Below are 19,552 nucleotides of genomic sequence, written 5' to 3'. Positions count from 1 at the left end.
TAACAAGCGTAATAGTTGTGAGCTGGCCTGCATTTGATGCCGAACACCTGATGGTTACTTCTAGCCAAATAATGGGTTTGGAACATGAGCTTTTTGAGAGCGGGCTGCCTGTGGCTTCTCTGATGGAAAAAGTTGGATTAGGCATGGCCTCTTGGTTCTTAGAAAAGCCTGACTTGCTTTCTAATGGTGTGCTTGTTCTTGTAGGCCCTGGTCACAATGGTGGTGATGGACTTGTTGTAGCAAGGGAATTGCATTTGGCTGGGTACCAGGTTCAACTCTGGTGCCCTTTTCCAATTAAAAAGGATTTAACTGCAAGTCATCTTTCTAATTTGCATTGGCTAGGGGTGGAACAAATTCAAGTTACACCTAAAGCTCAAGAAAATTGTTTGTGGATTGAGGCTCTATTTGGTGTTGGTCAAAGTAGACCATTGCCAGAGTTGATTTCTAGTTTGTTTGCTGCTCGGAATTCTTATCAATTAGGAAAGATGGTCTCTTTAGATGTTCCTGCTGGAATTTCTTCTGATACGGGGAATAAACTTGGGACAAATGTCGCTAAGGCATATACCACATTAACTGTTGGGTTGATCAAACAAGGTTTGGTTCAGGATCAGGCCCTACCTTATGTTGGACATTTGGTTCGTATAGATGTTGGTTTAAAGCAGAATTTTCTCCAAAAGAAACTTACTAAGGAAACTCCAAAATTGCTTTCCAGTTTTGATTTGGATAAGGTTTTATTGCCTAGTCCACCTGTAAATGCCTCTAAATACAAGCGAGGTAGATCTCTTGTAATTGCAGGTAGTGATCAATATCCAGGAGCTGCTCTGATTGCATTAAAGGGTGCTCTTGCAAGTGGAGTTGGTAGTTTAAAGGCGATTCTTCCCAAACAAATAACTAAACAAATCTGGAGCACAATTCCTGAGGTTGTTTTCCTGGACCCTATTCCTAAAATAAAAGATGATGGAGTTTCTTTGCAGGGTCTTGTAGAGAACCAAAATCTGGACAGGTTTGATGGCCTTTTATTAGGCCCAGGATTAAGAGTGGAAGAAAAATCATGGATTTATTTGAAGGAAATCTTTGAGGCTTTTCAAGGATTATTAGTTTTAGATGCTGATGCTTTAAATGCAATAGCTTTTTGTCCCGAGGGTTCGAAGTTATTTCGACATCGAAACGGACCAATATGGATCACACCTCATTTGGCTGAGTTTCAGCGTTTGTTCCCCGAGATACCTCTCTTTAATCCTGTTGAGGCTGCTTTGAAGGCCGCAGACTTGCTTCAAGGAACTGTTTTGCTCAAAGGCGCAAACAGTATTGTCGCTGACAGTTCTGATGGTGTTTGGCAATTACTCGATACAGCTCCCTGGACTGCAAGGGCTGGGCTTGGTGATCTTTTGGCTGGTTATGCAGTTGGTATTGGTTCTATTGGAGTCGCTGCTAGGGGCTTTGCAAAAGCTCAGGACCTAGCGATGTGTGCATTAATTCATTCCCAGGCTGCTAGGCAGTCTTGCGATGGTGGTGCTGCAAGTTCTATCTGTCGATCTTTAGAAGAATTCACCCTTGGCATCCAATCGGGGAAATGTTCCCAAGATCACAAGGATTTGTACTTATTTAGCAGTGCAAAGGGGTAAATGTGTAGATTTCCTTGCATAAATCCGAAACCTTTTTGAAAACAAGAGGGTTTTACCAAATACCTGTAGGAAAGTCCCTTCTATTGAGTTGGGGAAAGTTGAAAATGGTTGCAACAGCGACTAGGGGAACCGAGTCCCAAAGACGAAGGGGTAGTGATCCAATTAGTTGGTATCTCTCAACTATTGGAAGAATTCCTTTGCTTACCCCCGCCGAGGAAATTGAGCTGGGCAATCAGGTTCAGACAATGATGAACCTCACAGAAGATGGGTTGGTAGCAGGAGAAACCAAGAAGTTCACTTCACATGAACGACGAATGATTCGAATAGGTCGACGGGCGAAGGAACGGATGATGAAAGCAAATCTTCGTCTTGTAGTGAGCGTTGCCAAGAAGTATCAAGGTAAAGGGTTAGAACTTTTAGATTTGATCCAAGAAGGCTCTTTGGGCTTAGAGAGAGCTGTTGAAAAATTTGACCCCACCCGTGGATACAAGTTTTCTACTTATGCCTTTTGGTGGATACGTCAAAGCATGACTAGGGCAATTGCTTGTCAGTCAAGGACTATTCGTTTACCCGTTCATTTGAGTGAAAGGCTTACAACCATTCGCAAGGTAAGCCTTGATCTTGCGCACAAATTAGGTGCTATGCCTAGTCGGTTTGAAATTGCTGAGGCATTAGATATGCCTCTAGAGGAGCTTGATTCTCTTCTGCGTCAGGCGTTGACCACAAGCAGCCTTGATGCCCCTGTAAATGGAGAAGAAGGACGAAGCTTCTTGGGCGATTTAATTGCTGATGCTTCTTTAGAAGAACCTTTGGATAAAGTTGAGCAACGAATTCACCACGAACAACTCGGTCGATGGCTTAGTCATTTAAGTGAACAAGAACAACATGTTTTAAGGCTTCGCTTTGGATTAGAGGGAAATGAAAGACACACCCTTGCAGAGATAGGTAGATTGACTGAAGTCTCGAGAGAGAGAGTTCGACAAGTAGAGCTAAAAGCTCTTCGTAAGCTCAGAAACCTAACGAGAAAACTTCCAGGGGGTTTTTAGTATTTTAGCTGCTTATATTATAGATTTAATTATTAACCTAATTTAGGTTTAGCAATCTAATCTTCAGCCCATATATATCTTGTTAGTTCGTTGGGGCTTGGCTCAGGGGCATTTAATGCAAACTCAACTGCGTCTAGTACTTCAGCATCGATTTCTTTCTCAATTCCCCTTAGTTCTTTATCTTCCACTAGATCTTGATCAGTGAGATCTTTTTCAAGTTTTTTTAGTGGATCTCTTTTAGCCCAGAAGGATTTTTCCTCTTCTAGCCTCAACTCGTCAGGATCTGCTAGTGAGTGGCCTCTGTAGCGATATGTAAGACATTCCAGGACTGTTGGGCCCTTGCCTTCACGTGCTCTTTTTATTGCTCTTTGCGCTGCTCCTCGTACTGCAAGTACGTCCATTCCATCGACTTCTTCTCCAGCCATGCCAAAGGCTCCGGCTTTCCTCCATATCTCTGGGTCACTTGTCGCTCGGTCATGAGCCATTCCGATTGCCCACTTATTGTTTTCCACGACAAAAATGATTGGCAATTTCCAAAGTTGGGCCATGTTTAGACATTCAAAGAATTGACCGTTATTACAGGTTCCATCACCAAAGAAGGCAGCAGTTACAGAATCACTTTTTTCATCTCCAAGAGCGTCACGTTTGTATCTACTAGTGAAGGCCGCTCCAAGTGCTACTGGGATCCCTTCACCGATAAAGGCATATCCACCTAAAAGGTGATGTTCTTTTGAAAAAAGATGCATAGAGCCGCCCCTGCCCTTACTGCAACCAGTTTCCTTGCCGAAAAGTTCACTCATTACTTCTTTGGCTGGCACCCCAGCACTAAGAGCGTGTACGTGATCGCGATAAGTACTACAGAACCAGTCATGTTTAAGTTTCATTGCTCCAATAACACCTGTACTAACTGCTTCTTGGCCGTTGTATAAATGAACAAATCCGAACATCTTCCCTCGGTAATACATTTCAGCGCATTTGTCCTCAAAGCGCCTGCCTAAGGTCATGTCCCTGAAGAGCTCCAGCCCGGTTTTGCGGTCTATTACCGCTGGTTGAGATGAGACCAAATTTGAGAGCCTTTCAGCGTGTTCTTCCGCTGGAAATGCCCTTTGGGCGGGCTCTTTGGCTGTGGTTGTAGTTTCTTTGCTCATGAGATATGCGCTCTATCCATTTACGACTGTAAGGTCCTGTGGATTAAGAATAGGCAAAACCCCTTCCAATGCCTAGAGTTTTATGCCAATGGCTTAGCAGTTAGTGGAATTGCCGATTGATCATTTCCGCTTGTTAGGAGTAAGTCCATCCGTTGACGCTGGAGAAGTCTTAAGGGCTTTGCAGTTGCGGTTGGACAAAGCTCCTGAGCAAGGGTTTACTCACGAGACTCTTTCTCAAAGAGCGGAGCTGCTGAGACTTTCTGCAGATTTGTTGAGTGATTCGTCCTTACGTAAGGAATATGAAACTGCTCTCTTGAAGGGTGCTGTTGGGCTGGAAGTCCCTTCCAGGAAAGAAATTGCTGGTTTGATTTTGCTATGGGAGGCAGATGCGTCCTTTGAGGCGTTTCAGCTCGCATCTAAGCGTCTTAAGCCTCCTCAGGCGCCTGCTTTGGGCAGTAGTAGAGAGGCGGATTTGATTCTTGTTTCAGCACTGGCTTGCAAGGAAGCGGCAAAACAAGAGAAAGAAGAGAGGCGCTATCAATCCGCTGGGATGCTTTTGAAGGAAGGTATTCAATTGCTTCAGAGGATGGGAAAGCTCCCCGAAGAGAGAAAGAATCTTGAAGATGACCTTGAGCAATTGCTTCCTTATCGAATTCTGGATCTTTTAAGTAGAGATCTAGGTGACCAGTCTTCTCATCAAGAAGGAATAAGGCTTTTAGATGATTTCGTATCACAAAGAGGGGGATTAGAAGGGCGAAGACAAAAATCTCTTAGGAGTGGACTGGACCAATCTGAATTTGAGGTCTTTTTTCAACAGATTCGAAAGTTTTTAACTGTTCAAGAACAGGCAGATCTGTTTATTGCCTGGCATAAAGAAGGTTCTGATGAGGCAGGCTTTTTAGCCGTTTTAGCTCTTACTGCATCTGGATTCTCTAGAAGGAAGCCAGAGCGGCTAAATGAAGCAAGACAGTTTCTCAAAAGAATTAATTTTAAGGGGCTTGATTCTTTCCCCTTGCTTGGCTGTCTTGACCTTTTGCTTGCTGATGTAGAACTTGCGAAAGAAAAATTTAGACAAAGTCCTGATGAAAAGCTATGTACTTGGTTGGATAACTATCCTGGTGATGACCTTGCGGCATTGTGTGATTATTGTCGCGATTGGCTAAAGAAAGATGTCTTGCCAGGTTTCCGAGATGTTGACTCAGAAGAAGTTGATCTTGAATCTTGGTTCGCTGATAGAGATGTTCAGAATTTTGTAGAGCAACTAGAAAGAAAAGGTGCATTAGGTCTTGCTAAAGCAGGCTTCTCGTTCCTTTCTTCCTTGTCTTCTGAGCAGTCAACTAAAGATTTATTGTTGAGTGATGACAGTGAACAGTTGGTTGAAGTTGATGATGAAGAAATAAAAGAAGACCTTTTCAACAATATCAATGATGATGCCAGCGCTTTTGCAATAAATAGACCCTTTGAGTATTTACATTCTTCTGTTTTGAGATTCAAGGATTTATTGACACCCTTTAAGCCTTTGAAATCTCCTTTTGGTTTGATATTGGTTGGCACTTCTCTAGGTTTTTTAGCAATAACTATATTTTTTGCTCCAAATATTTATCAATTAGTTTTGCGTAGAAACAATTCAGACTTAACTCAAGAACTTACTAAAGAGGAGTTAGGAGAGACGAAGGATGACCTTGAAAATATTGACTTTAAACAAGATAAAGAATCCCTTGAGGAAAAGGAGGTTATGAAGGTAAAACCTTTAACGTCTGATCGACCAGACAGAGCTGAGATCCTTGAATTATTGGAGGTTTGGTTATCAAGTAAATCAACTTTTCTTTCTGGATCTATGTCTGAAAATTTAGAAATAGTTGCTAGGAAGCATTTGGTCGAGGCACTGGCTAAAGAGCGTTCTAAAGATGCTGCTCTCCGGCAGCGACAGGAGATTGAAGCCAACATAACTTCAATTAATATTGTTAGTAGAAAACCTCGTCGAATTGAGGTTCAGGCAAAGGTCAATTACAATGATGTGCGATTAGATCGTTCAGGTAACACTCTCGCACAAACTTCGATTAAAGACCTTGCAGTAACTTATATTTTGGGAAGAGATGCTGATGTGTGGCGTCTACATGCTTTCAAGAATTAAAATGAGACAAGTTTTTTAATTCGCCTGAAAAAGACGCAGATAGTTTTTATGATTATTAAATGAGGTTTCTATTGCTCTTTTCCCATGTTTGATGAGCTTTCAGCCCGTTTTGAGGATGCAGTCAAAGGGCTTAGGGGCCAAGCAAAGATTAGTGAGAGCAATGTAGAAATTGCTTTAAAGCAGGTGCGCAGAGCTCTTTTAGAAGCCGATGTGAGTTTACCTGTTGTTAAAGATTTTGTTGAAGAAGTACGAGAAAAAACACTTGGGGAGGAGGTGGTTCGGGGAATTAGTCCTGATCAGAAGTTTATTCAATTAGTACATCAACAGCTAGTTGAAGTAATGGGTGGAGCTAATGCTCCATTGGAAATGACAGCAAATCCACCCACTGTTGTTTTGATGGCAGGGCTTCAAGGTGCAGGGAAGACAACTGCTACTGCCAAGTTAGGACTGCATTTAAAAGATCAAGGGAAGAGAGTGTTATTGGTTGCAGCTGATGTCTACCGACCGGCAGCTATTGATCAGTTGGAAACACTTGGTTCTGAGATTGGGTTAGACGTTTTTAGTTTGGGAGTAGACGCTAAGCCAGAGGAGATAGCGGCAGCAGGACTCTTTAAAGCCAGAGACGAGAGGATGGATGTAGTTCTTGTTGATACGGCTGGTCGTCTTCAGATAGATGCCGAGATGATGGAAGAAATGGTTCGAATTAGATCGGCAGTTGACCCTGAAGAAGTTTTGCTAGTGGTTGATTCAATGATTGGTCAGGAGGCCGCTGAATTAACTAGAGCTTTTCATAAAAAGGTAGGAATTACAGGAGCAGTTTTAACCAAACTCGATGGAGATTCAAGGGGGGGAGCAGCGCTTTCTATTCGAAAAATTAGTGGCAAGCCAATCAAGTTTGTAGGTACTGGTGAAAAGGTCGAAGCTTTGCAGCCTTTTCATCCCGAAAGGATGGCAAGTCGAATTTTAGGCATGGGCGATGTCCTTACTCTTGTTGAGAAGGCACAAAAAGAAGTTGAAATAGCTGATGTAGAAAAGATGCAAAAGAAGTTGCAGGAAGCAACGTTTGATTTTTCAGATTTTTTAAAACAGATGAGATTGATTAAGCGGATGGGGTCTTTAGGAGGCTTGATGAAGATGATCCCTGGAATGAACAAGATTGATGATGGAATGCTTAAACAAGGGGAAGAACAATTTAAAAGAATCGAGGCAATGATTGGTTCAATGACTCCTATAGAGCGAACTCAGCCTGAGCTTCTCGCCGCTCATCCCTCTCGTCGTCGGAGAGTTGCTTTGGGAAGTGGATACGCTGCTTCAGACGTAGAAAAGGTTTTGGCTGATTTCCAGAAAATGCGCGGCTTTATGAAGCAGATGTCGAGTGGTGGTATGGGGGGCTTGCCAGGGATGGGAGGTTTACCTGGAATGGGAGACCTAGGTGGATCTATCCCAGGGATGGGAGGTGGTTTGCCTGCTCATGGCAGAACCGGTCGAGGAGGAGCGGCCGCCCCTAGAAGGCAGCGTCCAGTCAAGAAAAAGAAGGGTTTTGGAGACCTTTGAGCCTCAGCAGGTTAAAATTGATATTTGGCGTTTATTGCTTCGCCAAAAACTCAACGTCCTAATTAATTCATTTTCAAAATGATCAAGCTCCGCCTAAAGCGGTTTGGGAAGAAGCGAGAAGCTAGTTTTCGTTTGGTTGCTTGTAACAGCACTTCTCGCAGAGATGGACGTCCATTGCAGGAATTGGGGTTTTATAACCCTCGTACAAAGGAGACAAGGTTAGATACCGAGGCTCTGAGATCCCGGCTAAGTCAAGGTGCACAGCCTACAGATGCTGTTAGATCTTTGCTTGAGAAGGGCGGCTTGCTAGAAAAAAGCGTTCGTCCCGCTGAGATAGTGGGCAAGGCAAAACAGGCTGAGGCTCGCAAACAGGCCTCTAAAAAAGATTCTGAGAAAAAGGCTCAAGCAAAAGCAAAAGAGTCAGATTCAAATTCTGAAGCCTCAGAACAAGTTTCTGAAGCTTCAGAAGCCTGAGTATTTCTATGAGCGGAGCACCTCCCTCTGGTCGCTTCGTTCTTGACTTGTCTGATTCAAATGCGGCACTTGCTTTAGCAGGTGCCGGGAATGAAAACTTGCATCGACTTGAAGCACTTACCGGTGCTTCCTTGGTTATTAGAGGCCTTCAATTAATTATTGGAGGGCCGCCAGCTGAGTTGGAGCGTGCAGCAGCGGTTGTTGAATTAATTAGACCTATTTGGCAACAGGGCCAGGCACTGTCTCCTGTTGATTTACAAGCCGCGATCTTGGCCTTAGAAACTGGTAGGGAGAATGACCATGCGGAATTAGGTCATCAGGTTTTGGCTCGAAGTCAAAGAGGCCACCTGCTTAGGCCTAGAACTCTGCGTCAAAAAGCTTATGTAAGTGCGATGGAAAAACATGATTTGACATTTGCCCTTGGTCCAGCTGGTACAGGCAAAACTTTTCTTGCTGCAGTTTTGGCCGTTCGCATGCTCTCTGCTCGAAAAGTTGAGCGTTTAATACTCACTCGCCCAGCAGTGGAGGCAGGGGAGAGGCTAGGGTTCCTTCCTGGTGATTTGCAGCAAAAAGTTGACCCTTACTTAAGACCTTTATATGACTCATTACATACACTTTTAGGACCAGAAAAGACCTCCACATTATTAGAGAAAGGCTTGATTGAAGTTGCGCCGCTGGCTTATATGCGGGGTAGGACCTTAGAAGATTCCTTCGTGATTCTTGACGAAGCACAGAATACGACTTCTGCCCAAATGAAAATGGTACTTACTAGACTAGGGCTACGCTCTCGGATGGTTGTTACTGGAGATGTAACTCAAGTTGACTTACCCCATGGTCAATTAAGTGGCCTGGTAGAGGCAGCTGAACGGCTTAAAAATGTTGAGGGAGTTTCGGTTTGTCGCCTTACTTCAGCAGATGTTGTACGTCATCCTCTTGTGCAACGTGTTATTGATGCTTATGAATAACATCATTCTTGATAGGGAGATCCGAACTAACAATTAAGTCAAAATCGTTTTTTTACTGGCAAAGTGAACTTGTTAAATGACCTGGTGAGCTATGCCAGCAAGCAGCAATTTTCAAGCCGCAATCCGAGAGGCGCAGTCCAGTGCCCTTGTTGGACCAAATGTAGTTAACAAAGCATTGCCATACGTAGGTGGCGGCATGGTCCTTACCGCTGGGGGTGTTTTTGGTGGTTTGTCTTTGATGAATACCAACCCAGGTTTGTTCATGCCTCTTTTCTGGGTGGCACTTATAGGAAATTTCATTTTGTTCTTCGTGGCACAGAACGTCGCGATGAAAGCAGATAACGCAACTGCGTTGCCATTGTTGAGTGCTTATAGCTTGATAACGGGCTATACCTTGAGTGGATTGGTTTTTCTCGCAATACGAGATATAGGGATTGGTTCTGTTGGTACAGCTGCTTTGGCAACGGGGATCACATTCGCAATAGCTTCAGTAGTTGGGCGCAGGATGAGTGATTCTGTTGGTCAGGCCCTTTCAGGTGTAGTGGGATTGGGGTTGATAGGTTTAATAGTTGCAATGGTTGTCCAAATAATTGGAGGCATATTTGCTCCAGGAATGTTTGGAGGTAGCACGTTTGAATTAATGATTGCTGGTTTTGGAACGGTTCTCTTTGTCGGGATGTCATTTGTTGATTTCTATACAATGCCTCGTACTTATAGAGATGATCAATACCTGGCAGGTGCTCTAGGGATGTACCTTACATATATCAATCTATTTATATTTATCCTTAGACTTATGATCGCTCTTCAGGGTGGTGGTCGACGAGATTAATAAAATTTAATTCTTTGAATTTATAAAAAATACAAATTAATTATTCACTATTCAATACTAGGAGATGTTTTTTTAAACCTCTCTTAGTATTGTTTTTTTTCTGCAACAGAAAGGATGCTTTTAGATATAGCCAGTATTTGACCTTTGTCATAATTCCATCTCTTTAAGAAGTTAACATCCTCTCCATTCCCACTAGTTGCATCTAAAAGTATCTCAAGTCTCTTTTTTACGATTCTTGGCTCGAGGGAGCGTAATAGTTCTATGCATCTATTGGTAATTCTTTGAGAATTAGCTTTCTGTTTTATGTCGCCTACTCTTTCATGATGTATGGACATAGCTGTGCTCATCGCAAGATTCTTAACTGCTAGATCAACTATCATTTCTCCCGCTATTCGCAACTGTAGAATTAATGGCTCTGGTAGACGATCGATAACAGTGAGGTCAGTCGCAAGAGTAATGACAAAGAAACCCCTAGCCCCATCTCTAGTTTCTATTAGTTCCGACACTCTATCTGCTAAAACTTCATCACTTAGTTCTCCTTTCTCCCAGGATTTGCACCAAAGCATGGCAGCATTCATGGCTTGTTCGAAGCTTGGTGTTTTTTTGTTCTTGGTTTCCATTTATTCTTCCCCTGAGGTTATGCAGGGAATCTGTTAGATGTCATGACTTTAAAAGAGTTTCCTGCTAGGAGTTTTCGCTCTGGGTTTGTTGCATTTGTTGGTAGACCAAATGTAGGGAAGTCGACTTTGGTTAACCAGCTAGTAGGTCAGAAGGTTGCAATCACTTCCCCAGTAGCGCAAACAACACGTAATCGGCTTAGAGCAATACTCACTACTCCAGATGCTCAACTTGTGATCTTAGATACCCCTGGCATTCATAAGCCACACCATTTGCTAGGTGAAAGACTTGTTCAGAGCGCAAGGTCTTCTATAGGAGAAGTTGATGTTGTTCTTTTAATGTTTGAGGGGTTTAAGCTGCCTGGGAAAGGTGATGAGTTCATAGTTAGGTTGCTTCAAAATCAGAAAGTTCCTGTTGTAGTTGCACTTAATAAATGGGACCTAGCATCTAGAGCAAATCAAGACAATATCGAAGACTCATATCAAAAACTTTTATCAAACTCTGATTGGCCAATATATCGTTGTAGTGCGACGACTGGTGATGGTTGTGATTCTTTAATTGCTGAATTGGTTAATTACTTACCTTTAGGCCCTCAACTTTATCCCTCAGAGATGGTTTGTGACCAGCCTGAGAGGGTATTGCTAGCGGACTTAATACGGGAGCAGGTGCTTTTGCACACACGAGAAGAAATACCTCATAGTGTTGCTGTAAGAATTGAGAGAATTGAAGAGATGTCTCCTGGGAAAGAAGCCTCTTCTAAAGCACCTTCCACGGCTATTCTGGCAACGGTTTTTGTTGAACGTAAAAGTCAAAAAGGAATTCTTATTGGTAAAGGTGGAGCAATGCTGAAGACCATTGGTCATGGAGCCAGACTGCAAATGCAAAAGTTGATTGATGGGCCTGTTTATTTAGAACTTTTTGTAAAGGTTGTAATTGATTGGAGAAGTAAACCTTCTCGGTTGAATGAGTTGGGTTATGAGGGGAATTGATTGAGACTTAATATCGATGTTCCAATCGGGTGCTTTTCATTTTAATGTGCTTATGATTTTCCTTTTTTAATAATGTGAGCTGCATCACTTAAGAGTAAAACTTTTTCAGCATTCTCTTTCCTTTGAATTAACTCAGTTAAAAATGACAACTCCTTATCGGATTGATATTTTGAGCTTGGCTCCTGAAATTTTCTTTTCTCTACATGAGCTAGGCGTAATTGGTAGAGCCTTTTCTAATGGTATTGCTGAATTACATGTTCATAATCCTCGTGACTTTGCAACTGATAGGTATCACAAGGTTGATGATGAACCCTATGGGGGTGGGGCTGGGATGGTAATAAAACCAGAGCCGGTTTTTGCCGCTTTTGAGTCGATTCCAGTAGGAGAACGAAGAAGAGTTTTGATGATGACACCACAAGGTAGCTCTTTGAGTCAAAGTGATTTGCTCCGCTGGTCGACAAATTATGATCAATTAATTCTGCTTTGTGGTCACTATGAGGGCTTCGACGAAAGGATAAGAACCCTTGTAGATGAAGAGATTTCTGTCGGTGATTTTGTTCTTAGTGGTGGAGAAATTCCTGCAATGGTATTAATAAATGGGGTCGTGAGACTATTGCCAGGAACAGTTGGCAAGCCTGAATCTTTACTTAATGAAAGTCATTCAGAATATCTCTTGGAGCATCCTCATTACACAAGACCTGCAAATTTCCGAGGTCTAGAGGTACCTTCAGTTCTTAAAAGTGGAAATCATGGCGCCATTGATCAATGGCGTCAGGTGCAACGTGAGTTGCGTACTCAAAAGCGGCGTCCTGATCTTTATTTGAAATGGATTAAGTGGAAGTTCTCGAAAAACTCTAGAGAGGATGCATCGAAAACCATCTCTATAGACCATTGTGTCACTAATGAATACGACACTTACCCAGATTGGTAATTAGTCTAGGCCTATAAATAGTCAGGTTTAATTTTATGAACTTTAAAGATTGATACTGCAGTTATTTATAAGTAACGATTTTGTAAAACTGTTATTTTAATCAGTTTTTTAGCCCAGGACTGACAATAGATTTTTCTCCAGCATATTTTATTTTTTCCTATTTATCCGAATGCTCAATTCGAACTAAACTTAGAATGCTCAAAACGACTCAAATCACATTTCGACTTCTTTGCATAATATCGTTATTGAATCACAGATGCGCCACAGTTTGATTTTCTCTCGAAAACCATTGCCATGACAGATCCTAGATCACAATTCCGCATAGGTAATGGCTACGATATACATTGCCTAAAGCCAGGCAGGAAGTTGATCTTAGGAGGAGTCGAACTTATCCATCCAGATGGCCTTGGTCTTGATGGTCATAGTGATGCTGATGTGTTAGTGCATGCAGTTATGGATGCCTTTTTAGGGGCGCTTGCTTTAGGTGATATAGGGAAGCACTTTCCGCCTTCTGATTCAAAATGGAGCGGTGCTAACAGTTTATTTTTGCTTGAGAATGTAGTTCGACTTGTATCAGATCGTGGTTGGAAGGTTGTGAATGTTGATTCAGTTGTTGTTCTTGAACGTCCTAAGCTCAGGCCTCATATAGACCTGATGAGAAAAAATTTATCTAAAACAATTGGTTTAGATCTTGAATCAGTAGCAATTAAAGCTACTACTAATGAGCTGCTTGGCCCTGAAGGACGAGAAGAAGGGATAAGTAGTCATGCTGTTGCATTGCTTGAGCGTTTATGAACTTGCATTTTCTTAAGAAGATGCTCCAAAGAATATTTGGATTGAGCGTTGCTTCTTTTGTATTTTGTACAATTTTATTTTTTACTCCTTTTTTAGAAAGTCAATTGATGGCCCAAAATCAATCTCTTGAAAGCTCTACAGAAATAGTTGAGGTGATTCGCCTTTCAGTTCCTAAGACCTCAAGGGAGGCGTGGCTTAGGGCTGAAATGGGTAGTTGGGAGCAATGGCTTGTTAAGAAGAATGGCTTTTTAGGAAGACAGATGTTTTGGGATCCGAATAGTGAAGAATCAACCTTATTAATTACTTGGTCTAGTAGAGAGGCATGGAAAGATATTCCCCAATATGAGGTTGAGTTGGTTCAAGAAAACTTTGAAGGGCTTGCTAGGAGTTATACAAGACAGTTAGAGGGGAATCCTTTCCCAGTGGTTTTTGAAGGAGAGATGCTCCCTCAGTGACTGATGCTTATGCGCGATTGGATTTTCGGAGAAGAGAACGTATTGGGATGGTTGAGGCTGTTTGGGGAGAGCACAAAAGTGTTGAACAGATTGCAGCAATTTTGAAAATGTTTCAATCGCGGAATCAGATGGCTTTGGTTACAAGAGTCTCTTCTCAAAAAGCCGAAATAGTTCTTGAATCAATACAAGAGGCTACCTATCACGTTGAAGCCAATTGCTTAACGGTTGGTGACCCCTTGCCTAAAGAAAGTTCATTAGGACGAGTTGTCGTTGTTAGTGGGGGTACTAGTGATTTGCAAGTAGCTAAAGAATCACAATTGGCATTGGAATGCCATGGCATTGAGACCGACTTGCTTCTTGATGTTGGTGTAGCAGGGCTTCATAGGCTTCTTGAGAACCTTAATTACTTGAAAGAGGCAAAGGTATTAATTGTTTGTGCTGGAATGGAAGGAGCATTACCTACTGTTATTTCGGGGCTTTTACCGCAACCAATAGTTGGGGTGCCTATTTCAGTGGGTTATGGAATGAGCTCTAAGGGGAAAGCTGCTCTCGCTGGGATGCTTTCAAGTTGTTCTCCTGGTTTAGTGGTAGTCAATATTGACAATGGATATGGAGCTGCAATGGCTGCTCTTAGGATCATTAAAATTCAAAAACATTGATCGAGTCTTATTGACTCTATTGAATCTCCTCAATATGAGAGTCATTTGTTAGCGCGCATATTTGGTTTTTGCTGGGCTTCAGTTCTAGGAGTTGCTCAACCCATAGACGCATTGGCTTGGCTAAACGTCCTTCCTGGTAGCGCAATATTGCTTCCATGAGAACTGGAGTATTGACCCAATGAAGTGGTCGTATTGCCATTCATATTTTTTCAGTTGAACTGAAGGTGAGTGATATGAGCTCTCGACGCAAGAGGGAAAAGGATTAATCAGTCTGAATCTTCGTATTTTGTTCCAAGCCTTGAGAGCTCATTTGTGTGATTAGTTGATTCGACATCGAGCAATCGGCTGACTAGTTCGGACAAGTCATGATGTGCAAGTTCGCCATTGCTTTCCCATTTCATGGGACGGGACTCGGGTTGGGATGAGGCGGACACTGCTTGGTAAAAAAATTAAGTCCCAATAAGATAATTGTGTTGAAGCCCTCATTTCGCTCGTATTGCACAATTTTCTCGAAAGAAATTATAAAGAATTTCGTCTTGGCTGGTTTTTCAAGGCTATGGACTAGAGATGTTGCAGGTTTGGGTACGAGGTCAATAGATCGTCAGACGTGAGCACTTCTCCAGCTCCCTCAGGTTGCCAAATCACTTCCAACGCCATTAGATCATCGGAGGGAATTGATCCAAGGGTTCTTAGACTTTCTGTTAGATGATTGCTTTCAGCAGAAGTGTTGAGGTTGATTCGACCTTTTGATGCGGCCAGGATCGTTATAACTATGTACTCGTTGGAAGGATCCGCTTCGCCAGCCAGAGAGGAAGGACTTTTTTCAGAAAGTTGTTGACCTGAATAATTCGAAGTCAACTCTGCACTAAGTTTACTTCTTTCATTCATTGATAAACGATTAAAGGTTAACTCTGCTGAGTTGAAAGGTATCATCCCTGTCTCAAGATTTGAGTAGACCCAAAGTTCTGGTTTTCTAAGAAGGGAAAGAGTGGTCTCTTGTAGTACATGTCTTAACCCTTCCGAGTTACTTGTATTTGCTGATTGAGCAATTCTTCTTAAGTCTTCTTGTAGATATTTTGCACTTGCTAACAGTCCTATTTGAACTTGAAGCATAGTTATAGGACCTTGTGCTTGAGGTGAATATTCCTGAGGAGTGCCAACAATTGAATCCCGATTACCTCTTACTGCATTTACTAGAACACCAGCAATTGTCATAAGGATTAGAAATCCAAATAACCCTCCTCCCCCAAAGCCAAACATTGGAATTAGGAAAGGAAAACCCATGCCGCCCCCTCCGTAACCGCCTCTATATCCATATCCCCCTCCTCTATATCTATAGCCTCCGCCATATCCACCGGTACGCGGAATAGATGGTGCTCGAAAGCTGCCTCCACCGATCCTGCCGCCTCCAGCTGCCTCGGCAGATTGGGGCTGCAGCAAAAGAAGACCTGTCATCACCAACGGAAGGATGAGGATGCTGAAACAGCGTTTCAGCAGCTTTTGGCTTGAATTAAGCGTGGGTTTGGCCAAAGGTTTATTGGCAATAGACATTGACTCTAGGAACCTCCTCCAACAATCGTCACAATTTCAATGACATCACCATCATTGACAGATTGTTCCTTCCAAAGATCATTGCTAACTATTGAGCCATTTAATTCGACTACAACTAGATCAGGATGAGTCACTAGTAGTCTGATAATGCTGGAAAGGCTTGTTGGTCCCAGTCCTATCTTTAGCTCTTTAATTTCTCCATTGACTTTAAGTTTCATTCCATAGCCTCAAAAAGTTCTTCTGCAGCTTCTCTTGGATTAGGAGAATTCATTATTGCTCCAACCACTGCTATACGTTGAGCCCCTGCAGTAAGAATAGATTTAATGTTTGAACCATTAACTCCCCCTATAGCAAACCAAGGAAGGGTTGTGGCCTTTGATGCTTCTTCTACGTAAATAAGTCCTACAACTTTTTCATTTGGTTTAGTTGATGTTTTGTGTACTGGCCCAACACCAAGATAATCACAGCCTTCTTGTTCGGCTTGGTTAATGTCTTGAAGAGAGTGTGTGCTTCTACCTATTAATTTGTTGCTTCCAATTAGTTGTCTGGCGATTTCAACCGGAAAGTCTTTTTGCCCTAAATGAACTCCATCGGCATCTAGTGCAAGAGCCAGATCAATCCTGTCATTAATTATAAAGAGGGCTTTATATTTTTTGCATAAATCAGCCAGTTCTTTAGCTTCAGAGAACATTTGAAGATCACTAATATTTTTTGATCTGTATTGGACCATGCCTACGCCAACTGACAGAGCATCATCGACAGTTTGCGTTAGATTTGAATTTGGCGATGTAATAAGGCATATCTGACATTCGGAAAGTTTCTTGTGTCTTGTTCCACCATTTGTCGCTTCCAAAACATTAAGTTCTAGTTCATATAAGCCATAACGAATCAAAGCAGCAACTGAGGCGAGTTCTGGATCTGGACTTCTGCCAAATTCCTCTATGACTCTTAGAGCTTCTTGGGCTCTTGCACAATTGGCAGCTACAACATCCCAGGTCGTTTTTCTATTGCTTTGGGCTTGATGACTTAGCCCTAGACCTTGATCTTGGGATGTTGACCTTGCCTGTTTGTACGTTTCTTTATGGTGAATCCCTAGTTTCTGTCTCCAGTCCTTGATTGTGATTACAAGATCTTTACGGTTTAGGCCAAAACGACACCAATCTTCTACTACGCGTAGGCCTTCTCTAGCTCTATCAAGATTGGCATCTATGAGCTGAGCAACACTTGGATCTGGTATTGGTGTGTTTTGCATTCACTTTCGTGTCAATCTTGGTAAAACCTCATAGTTTTAAACCCAATGGAGAAGGGAGGATTTACGAGCAGCATGAACGTCCTCATTTGGGGGGTGGTTTTATTGGGAGGTATTGGTGTCTTCATTACTTGGGGGTTGGCGAATGCTTATCCGAAAAGTTTTGGATAAGAGAATTAAACTTTAGTGGATTGAAGAATTAATTCCGCCATCTTTGCATCATTGGAAATTTGCTTGCTTAGTGCATTTAATCCTTCAAAACGTTTTTGGCTTCTAAGTCTTTTTATTGGCTGCACAATCAGTCCTTTCCCTCTTAGATCAAGCTGCTGATTTAGTAGGTGTACTTCAACACATGAAGGGGAATTTGGATCAACTGTTGGTTGCGGTCCCAAATTCATTACTGCTGGTAAAGGGGTTTTGCTTTCATTTAGAAATGCCCATGCCGCATATACGCCTATACCTGGAAGGAATTTTCTGCCGTCAACTTGAAGGTTTGCGGTAGGCCAACCAATTTTGCGACCAATCCCTTTCCCTTCAACTACTTGTCCACGAAATTTGAATGGACGACCCATAAATTTTTTTGCTGACTCCAGGTCTCCTTCATTAAGTGCATTCCTAATGCGACTACTGCTAATCCTTCCCTGAGAGTCCTCAATAATTGGAAGAATCACAATATCTATATTTGCATGTGAAGCTAGTTCTTTAAGTCTCTGAGCATCACCCTGGCGATTCTTCCCAAAACGAAAGTTTGCTCCCACGGCAATTTTCTTTGCTTTGAGTGTTTGGACAAGTATTTGATCAACAAACTCTTCTGGAGATAATGCAGCCAACGAATGGTCAAAAGGCACAAGTACAAGCTGTTCCACTCCTAGAGGCCCTAGGAGTTCAGTTTTTTCAGATGGGAGATCTAGCCTTAGTCGTTGCTCCCCGTAAAGGACTTCTCTGGGATGAGGCCAGAAACTTACTACTGTTGGTATACCCTTGCCGTCTTTAACAATCTCATTGATTACACGCCGGTGTCCAGCATGTAGGCCATCGAAACTGCCGAGAGCTAAAGCTGTCGGTACACGAGCCTGCTTAGGTGGGCAGAGTGGAATCAAGGTGATCGTGCAAATTGAGCTTTTCAGTGGCAAGTTTGAACGACTAACGCATTACTAAGAATGGCTGACCGTCTCGACTTTCAACTTCTTTCTTTGGGACTTCGCCGAGTTGGCTGGATACGCTTTTGGATTCAGTTGACTCTTGCAATAGTTTCGGCTGGCGTACTGATTTTTTACAACATTGGCGGAAGTTTGGCACGAAACTCTCAAAAGGCAATGGGGTTAGGACCTGGATTGTCGATAACTACACTTGCATTCTTTGTGCTTCTTTATAGCCTCTGGCAAGGTTGGTTGATAGTGAAGGTTGGTAGAGCGCTTGACAGTGCCGCTAGGCCAACTAGAGGAGAGACTGGCCGACTCTTGAAACGAGGGGTAATCGTTGATCTTCTTGGATCGATTTTTGCCTTAATTGGCTATCAAGCATTGGCAGGAAGTCTTATGGTTCAAGCTTCTGTTCAAGTGCCGGGATTTTTTGGGGCCCCTATGGGTAGCTCAGGTTCCCTTGCATCTTTACCAATAACTTCAATTGAAATGCTGTCTGTTTTGAGTAATACGCAGGTTTTGTCAGCACATTTAATTGGTTTAGTACTTTCGCTTTGGCTCCTTCAAAGAATTTATCGGACAAGTTGATTAATTAAATCTAAATCAGGTAATTGGTTAATGCCCCCTCTCCAAAATAAGTCTGGTTGAATTGGTGTTAAAGATGGACCATTTCTCTCAATTTGTGCTACATCACTAGGCCAATTGGTTGGACCATCGCCAGCTGAATCAAGATCTTTTACTGCTTCCCCGGCCAGCCAAAAGTATGTATTTCCGCGTGGATCTTTTCTTTTGCTGAATTGTTCTTCATAGTGTCGAACAGAAAGTCTTGTCCAGCAAGTGTCACTCATTTTGGAACTATCACATGGAGGGATGTTTAGATTTAAAAGTAGATTCTTTGGCCACTTTCTTAAAACTGCAAGTTCTGAAATGTTTAAGGCCATTTCGGCTGCATAGTCAAATTCCCGCCAGTTGAAACTAGCAATGCTTACAGCTAAAGAAGGTATGCCTTCTAATGTTCCCTCAAGGGCAGCAGCGACTGTGCCAGAGCAGAAAATATCAGTTCCTAAGTTTGGACCATGGTTTATACCCGATATCACTAGATCAGGTTTTTCATCAAGAAGTTCGTATAAAGCAAGTTTTACGCAGTCTGCTGGCGTCCCGCTGCATCCCCATGCAATTACTCCATTACTAAATAGTTCATCAGCACGTTCGGCTCTTATGGGAGATTGAAGCGTTAGTCCATGCCCTGTTGCAGATCTTTCTTGGTCAGGACAAACTACTGTGACGTGGTGGCCACGATTCGCAGCAGCAGAGGCAAGAGTTCGTATGCCCTCAGCGAAAACCCCGTCGTCGTTACTTATGAGTATTCGCAAAGGATTCATGCTTCA

General features: G+C 42.5%; 21 protein-coding genes and 1 pseudogene. 13 read left to right on the top strand and 9 right to left on the bottom strand.

Annotated features, from left to right (window positions below; translation table 11 throughout):
* The first annotated feature begins 17 nt into the window (after window positions 1-17).
* Both SOI83_RS03370 and SOI83_RS03365 read left to right on the top strand, forming a co-directional pair.
* The gene (locus tag SOI83_RS03370) at window positions 18-1,625 is read left to right on the top strand and encodes an NAD(P)H-hydrate epimerase (RefSeq protein ID WP_320677228.1); all 1,608 of its coding nucleotides are present in this window, start codon (window positions 18-20) and stop codon (window positions 1,623-1,625) included.
* A gap of 104 nt (window positions 1,626-1,729) precedes the next feature.
* Window positions 1,730-2,671, top strand: coding sequence for an RpoD/SigA family RNA polymerase sigma factor (locus SOI83_RS03365; protein WP_320677227.1), 942 nt, complete (start codon window positions 1,730-1,732; stop codon window positions 2,669-2,671).
* A gap of 56 nt (window positions 2,672-2,727) precedes the next feature.
* Here the strand turns inward: SOI83_RS03365 and pdhA are convergent, their stop codons facing one another.
* Complete coding sequence (gene pdhA, locus SOI83_RS03360) at window positions 2,728-3,819, bottom strand: pyruvate dehydrogenase (acetyl-transferring) E1 component subunit alpha (RefSeq protein WP_320677226.1); 1,092 nt, start codon at window positions 3,817-3,819, stop codon at window positions 2,728-2,730.
* A 103-nt stretch (window positions 3,820-3,922) separates the two neighbouring features.
* Between pdhA and SOI83_RS03355 the strand changes: the two genes are divergently transcribed.
* From SOI83_RS03355 to SOI83_RS03335, 5 genes are all read left to right on the top strand, one after another.
* A complete protein-coding gene (locus SOI83_RS03355) occupies window positions 3,923-5,953 on the top strand; it encodes an IMS domain-containing protein (protein WP_320677225.1) in 2,031 nt (676 codons plus the stop codon).
* An 84-nt stretch (window positions 5,954-6,037) separates the two neighbouring features.
* Entirely contained in the window at window positions 6,038-7,507 is a 1,470-nt protein-coding gene (ffh, locus tag SOI83_RS03350; protein ID WP_320677224.1) for a signal recognition particle protein, read from the top strand.
* A gap of 78 nt (window positions 7,508-7,585) precedes the next feature.
* Complete coding sequence (gene rpsP / locus SOI83_RS03345; RefSeq protein WP_320677223.1) at window positions 7,586-7,981, top strand: 30S ribosomal protein S16; 396 nt, start codon at window positions 7,586-7,588, stop codon at window positions 7,979-7,981.
* Window positions 7,982-7,989: 8 nt separating this feature from the next.
* Entirely contained in the window at window positions 7,990-8,946 is a 957-nt protein-coding gene (locus SOI83_RS03340; RefSeq protein ID WP_320677221.1) for a PhoH family protein, read from the top strand.
* 91 nt (window positions 8,947-9,037) lie between these two features.
* The gene (locus SOI83_RS03335; protein WP_320677220.1) at window positions 9,038-9,775 is read left to right on the top strand and encodes a Bax inhibitor-1 family protein; all 738 of its coding nucleotides are present in this window, start codon (window positions 9,038-9,040) and stop codon (window positions 9,773-9,775) included.
* Between the two features lie 83 nt (window positions 9,776-9,858).
* Here SOI83_RS03335 and SOI83_RS03330 read toward each other — a convergent pair whose 3' ends face one another.
* Window positions 9,859-10,395: a hypothetical protein gene (locus SOI83_RS03330; protein WP_320677219.1), complete on the bottom strand. Its 537-nt coding sequence runs from the start codon at window positions 10,393-10,395 to the stop codon at window positions 9,859-9,861.
* 42 nt (window positions 10,396-10,437) lie between these two features.
* On the opposite strand from SOI83_RS03330, the gene era reads away from it, so the two are divergent.
* From era to larB, 5 genes and pseudogenes are all read left to right on the top strand, one after another.
* Entirely contained in the window at window positions 10,438-11,382 is a 945-nt protein-coding gene (gene era, locus SOI83_RS03325; protein ID WP_320677218.1) for a GTPase Era, read from the top strand.
* Between the two features lie 142 nt (window positions 11,383-11,524).
* Entirely contained in the window at window positions 11,525-12,313 is a 789-nt protein-coding gene (gene trmD / locus SOI83_RS03320) for a tRNA (guanosine(37)-N1)-methyltransferase TrmD (protein WP_320677217.1), read from the top strand.
* Window positions 12,314-12,622: 309 nt separating this feature from the next.
* Window positions 12,623-13,108, top strand: a pseudogene (gene ispF, locus SOI83_RS03315) (2-C-methyl-D-erythritol 2,4-cyclodiphosphate synthase); the annotation flags it as partial.
* A 107-nt stretch (window positions 13,109-13,215) separates the two neighbouring features.
* Window positions 13,216-13,563 (top strand): TIGR03792 family protein, encoded by a 348-nt coding sequence (locus SOI83_RS03310; RefSeq protein WP_320677216.1) that lies wholly within the window; start codon window positions 13,216-13,218, stop codon window positions 13,561-13,563.
* Window positions 13,560-14,222, top strand: a complete 663-nt coding sequence (gene larB, locus SOI83_RS03305) for a nickel pincer cofactor biosynthesis protein LarB (protein ID WP_320677215.1) — start codon at window positions 13,560-13,562, stop codon at window positions 14,220-14,222. Before SOI83_RS03310 ends, larB begins: the two co-directional genes overlap by 4 nt.
* Before the next feature lie 16 nt (window positions 14,223-14,238).
* On the opposite strand, the gene SOI83_RS03300 is transcribed toward larB, so the two are convergent.
* The 6 genes from SOI83_RS03300 to SOI83_RS03275 form a co-directional block, all read right to left on the bottom strand.
* The gene (locus SOI83_RS03300; RefSeq protein WP_320677214.1) at window positions 14,239-14,421 is read right to left on the bottom strand and encodes a hypothetical protein; all 183 of its coding nucleotides are present in this window, start codon (window positions 14,419-14,421) and stop codon (window positions 14,239-14,241) included.
* Between the two features lie 67 nt (window positions 14,422-14,488).
* Window positions 14,489-14,656, bottom strand: a complete 168-nt coding sequence (locus tag SOI83_RS03295) for a hypothetical protein (RefSeq protein WP_320677213.1) — start codon at window positions 14,654-14,656, stop codon at window positions 14,489-14,491.
* Window positions 14,657-14,783: 127 nt separating this feature from the next.
* On the bottom strand, window positions 14,784-15,773 hold the full coding sequence (locus SOI83_RS03290; protein ID WP_320677212.1) for a DUF1517 domain-containing protein: 990 nt from the start codon (window positions 15,771-15,773) through the stop codon (window positions 14,784-14,786).
* A gap of 5 nt (window positions 15,774-15,778) precedes the next feature.
* A complete protein-coding gene (gene thiS, locus SOI83_RS03285) occupies window positions 15,779-15,991 on the bottom strand; it encodes a sulfur carrier protein ThiS (RefSeq protein ID WP_320677211.1) in 213 nt (70 codons plus the stop codon).
* A complete protein-coding gene (locus SOI83_RS03280; protein ID WP_320677210.1) occupies window positions 15,988-17,025 on the bottom strand; it encodes a thiamine phosphate synthase in 1,038 nt (345 codons plus the stop codon). The genes thiS and SOI83_RS03280 overlap by 4 nt, the downstream gene beginning before the upstream one ends.
* A 173-nt stretch (window positions 17,026-17,198) precedes the next feature.
* A complete protein-coding gene (locus tag SOI83_RS03275; protein WP_320677209.1) occupies window positions 17,199-18,155 on the bottom strand; it encodes a bifunctional riboflavin kinase/FAD synthetase in 957 nt (318 codons plus the stop codon).
* Window positions 18,156-18,182: 27 nt separating this feature from the next.
* Between SOI83_RS03275 and SOI83_RS03270 the strand changes: the two genes are divergently transcribed.
* Complete coding sequence (locus tag SOI83_RS03270; protein WP_320677208.1) at window positions 18,183-18,752, top strand: DUF3611 family protein; 570 nt, start codon at window positions 18,183-18,185, stop codon at window positions 18,750-18,752.
* Here SOI83_RS03270 and surE read toward each other — a convergent pair.
* The gene (gene surE, locus SOI83_RS03265) at window positions 18,737-19,546 is read right to left on the bottom strand and encodes a 5'/3'-nucleotidase SurE (protein WP_320677207.1); all 810 of its coding nucleotides are present in this window, start codon (window positions 19,544-19,546) and stop codon (window positions 18,737-18,739) included. The genes SOI83_RS03270 and surE overlap by 16 nt on opposite strands.
* Between the last annotated feature and the right edge of the window lie 6 nt (window positions 19,547-19,552).

Origin of the sequence: Prochlorococcus sp. MIT 1300 (assembly GCF_034092375.1) — a bacterium.
GTDB lineage: Bacteria > Cyanobacteriota > Cyanobacteriia > PCC-6307 > Cyanobiaceae > MIT-1300.
Note: the sequence above shows the minus strand (reverse complement) of the source record. Positions and strands in the feature narration are given on the sequence as shown.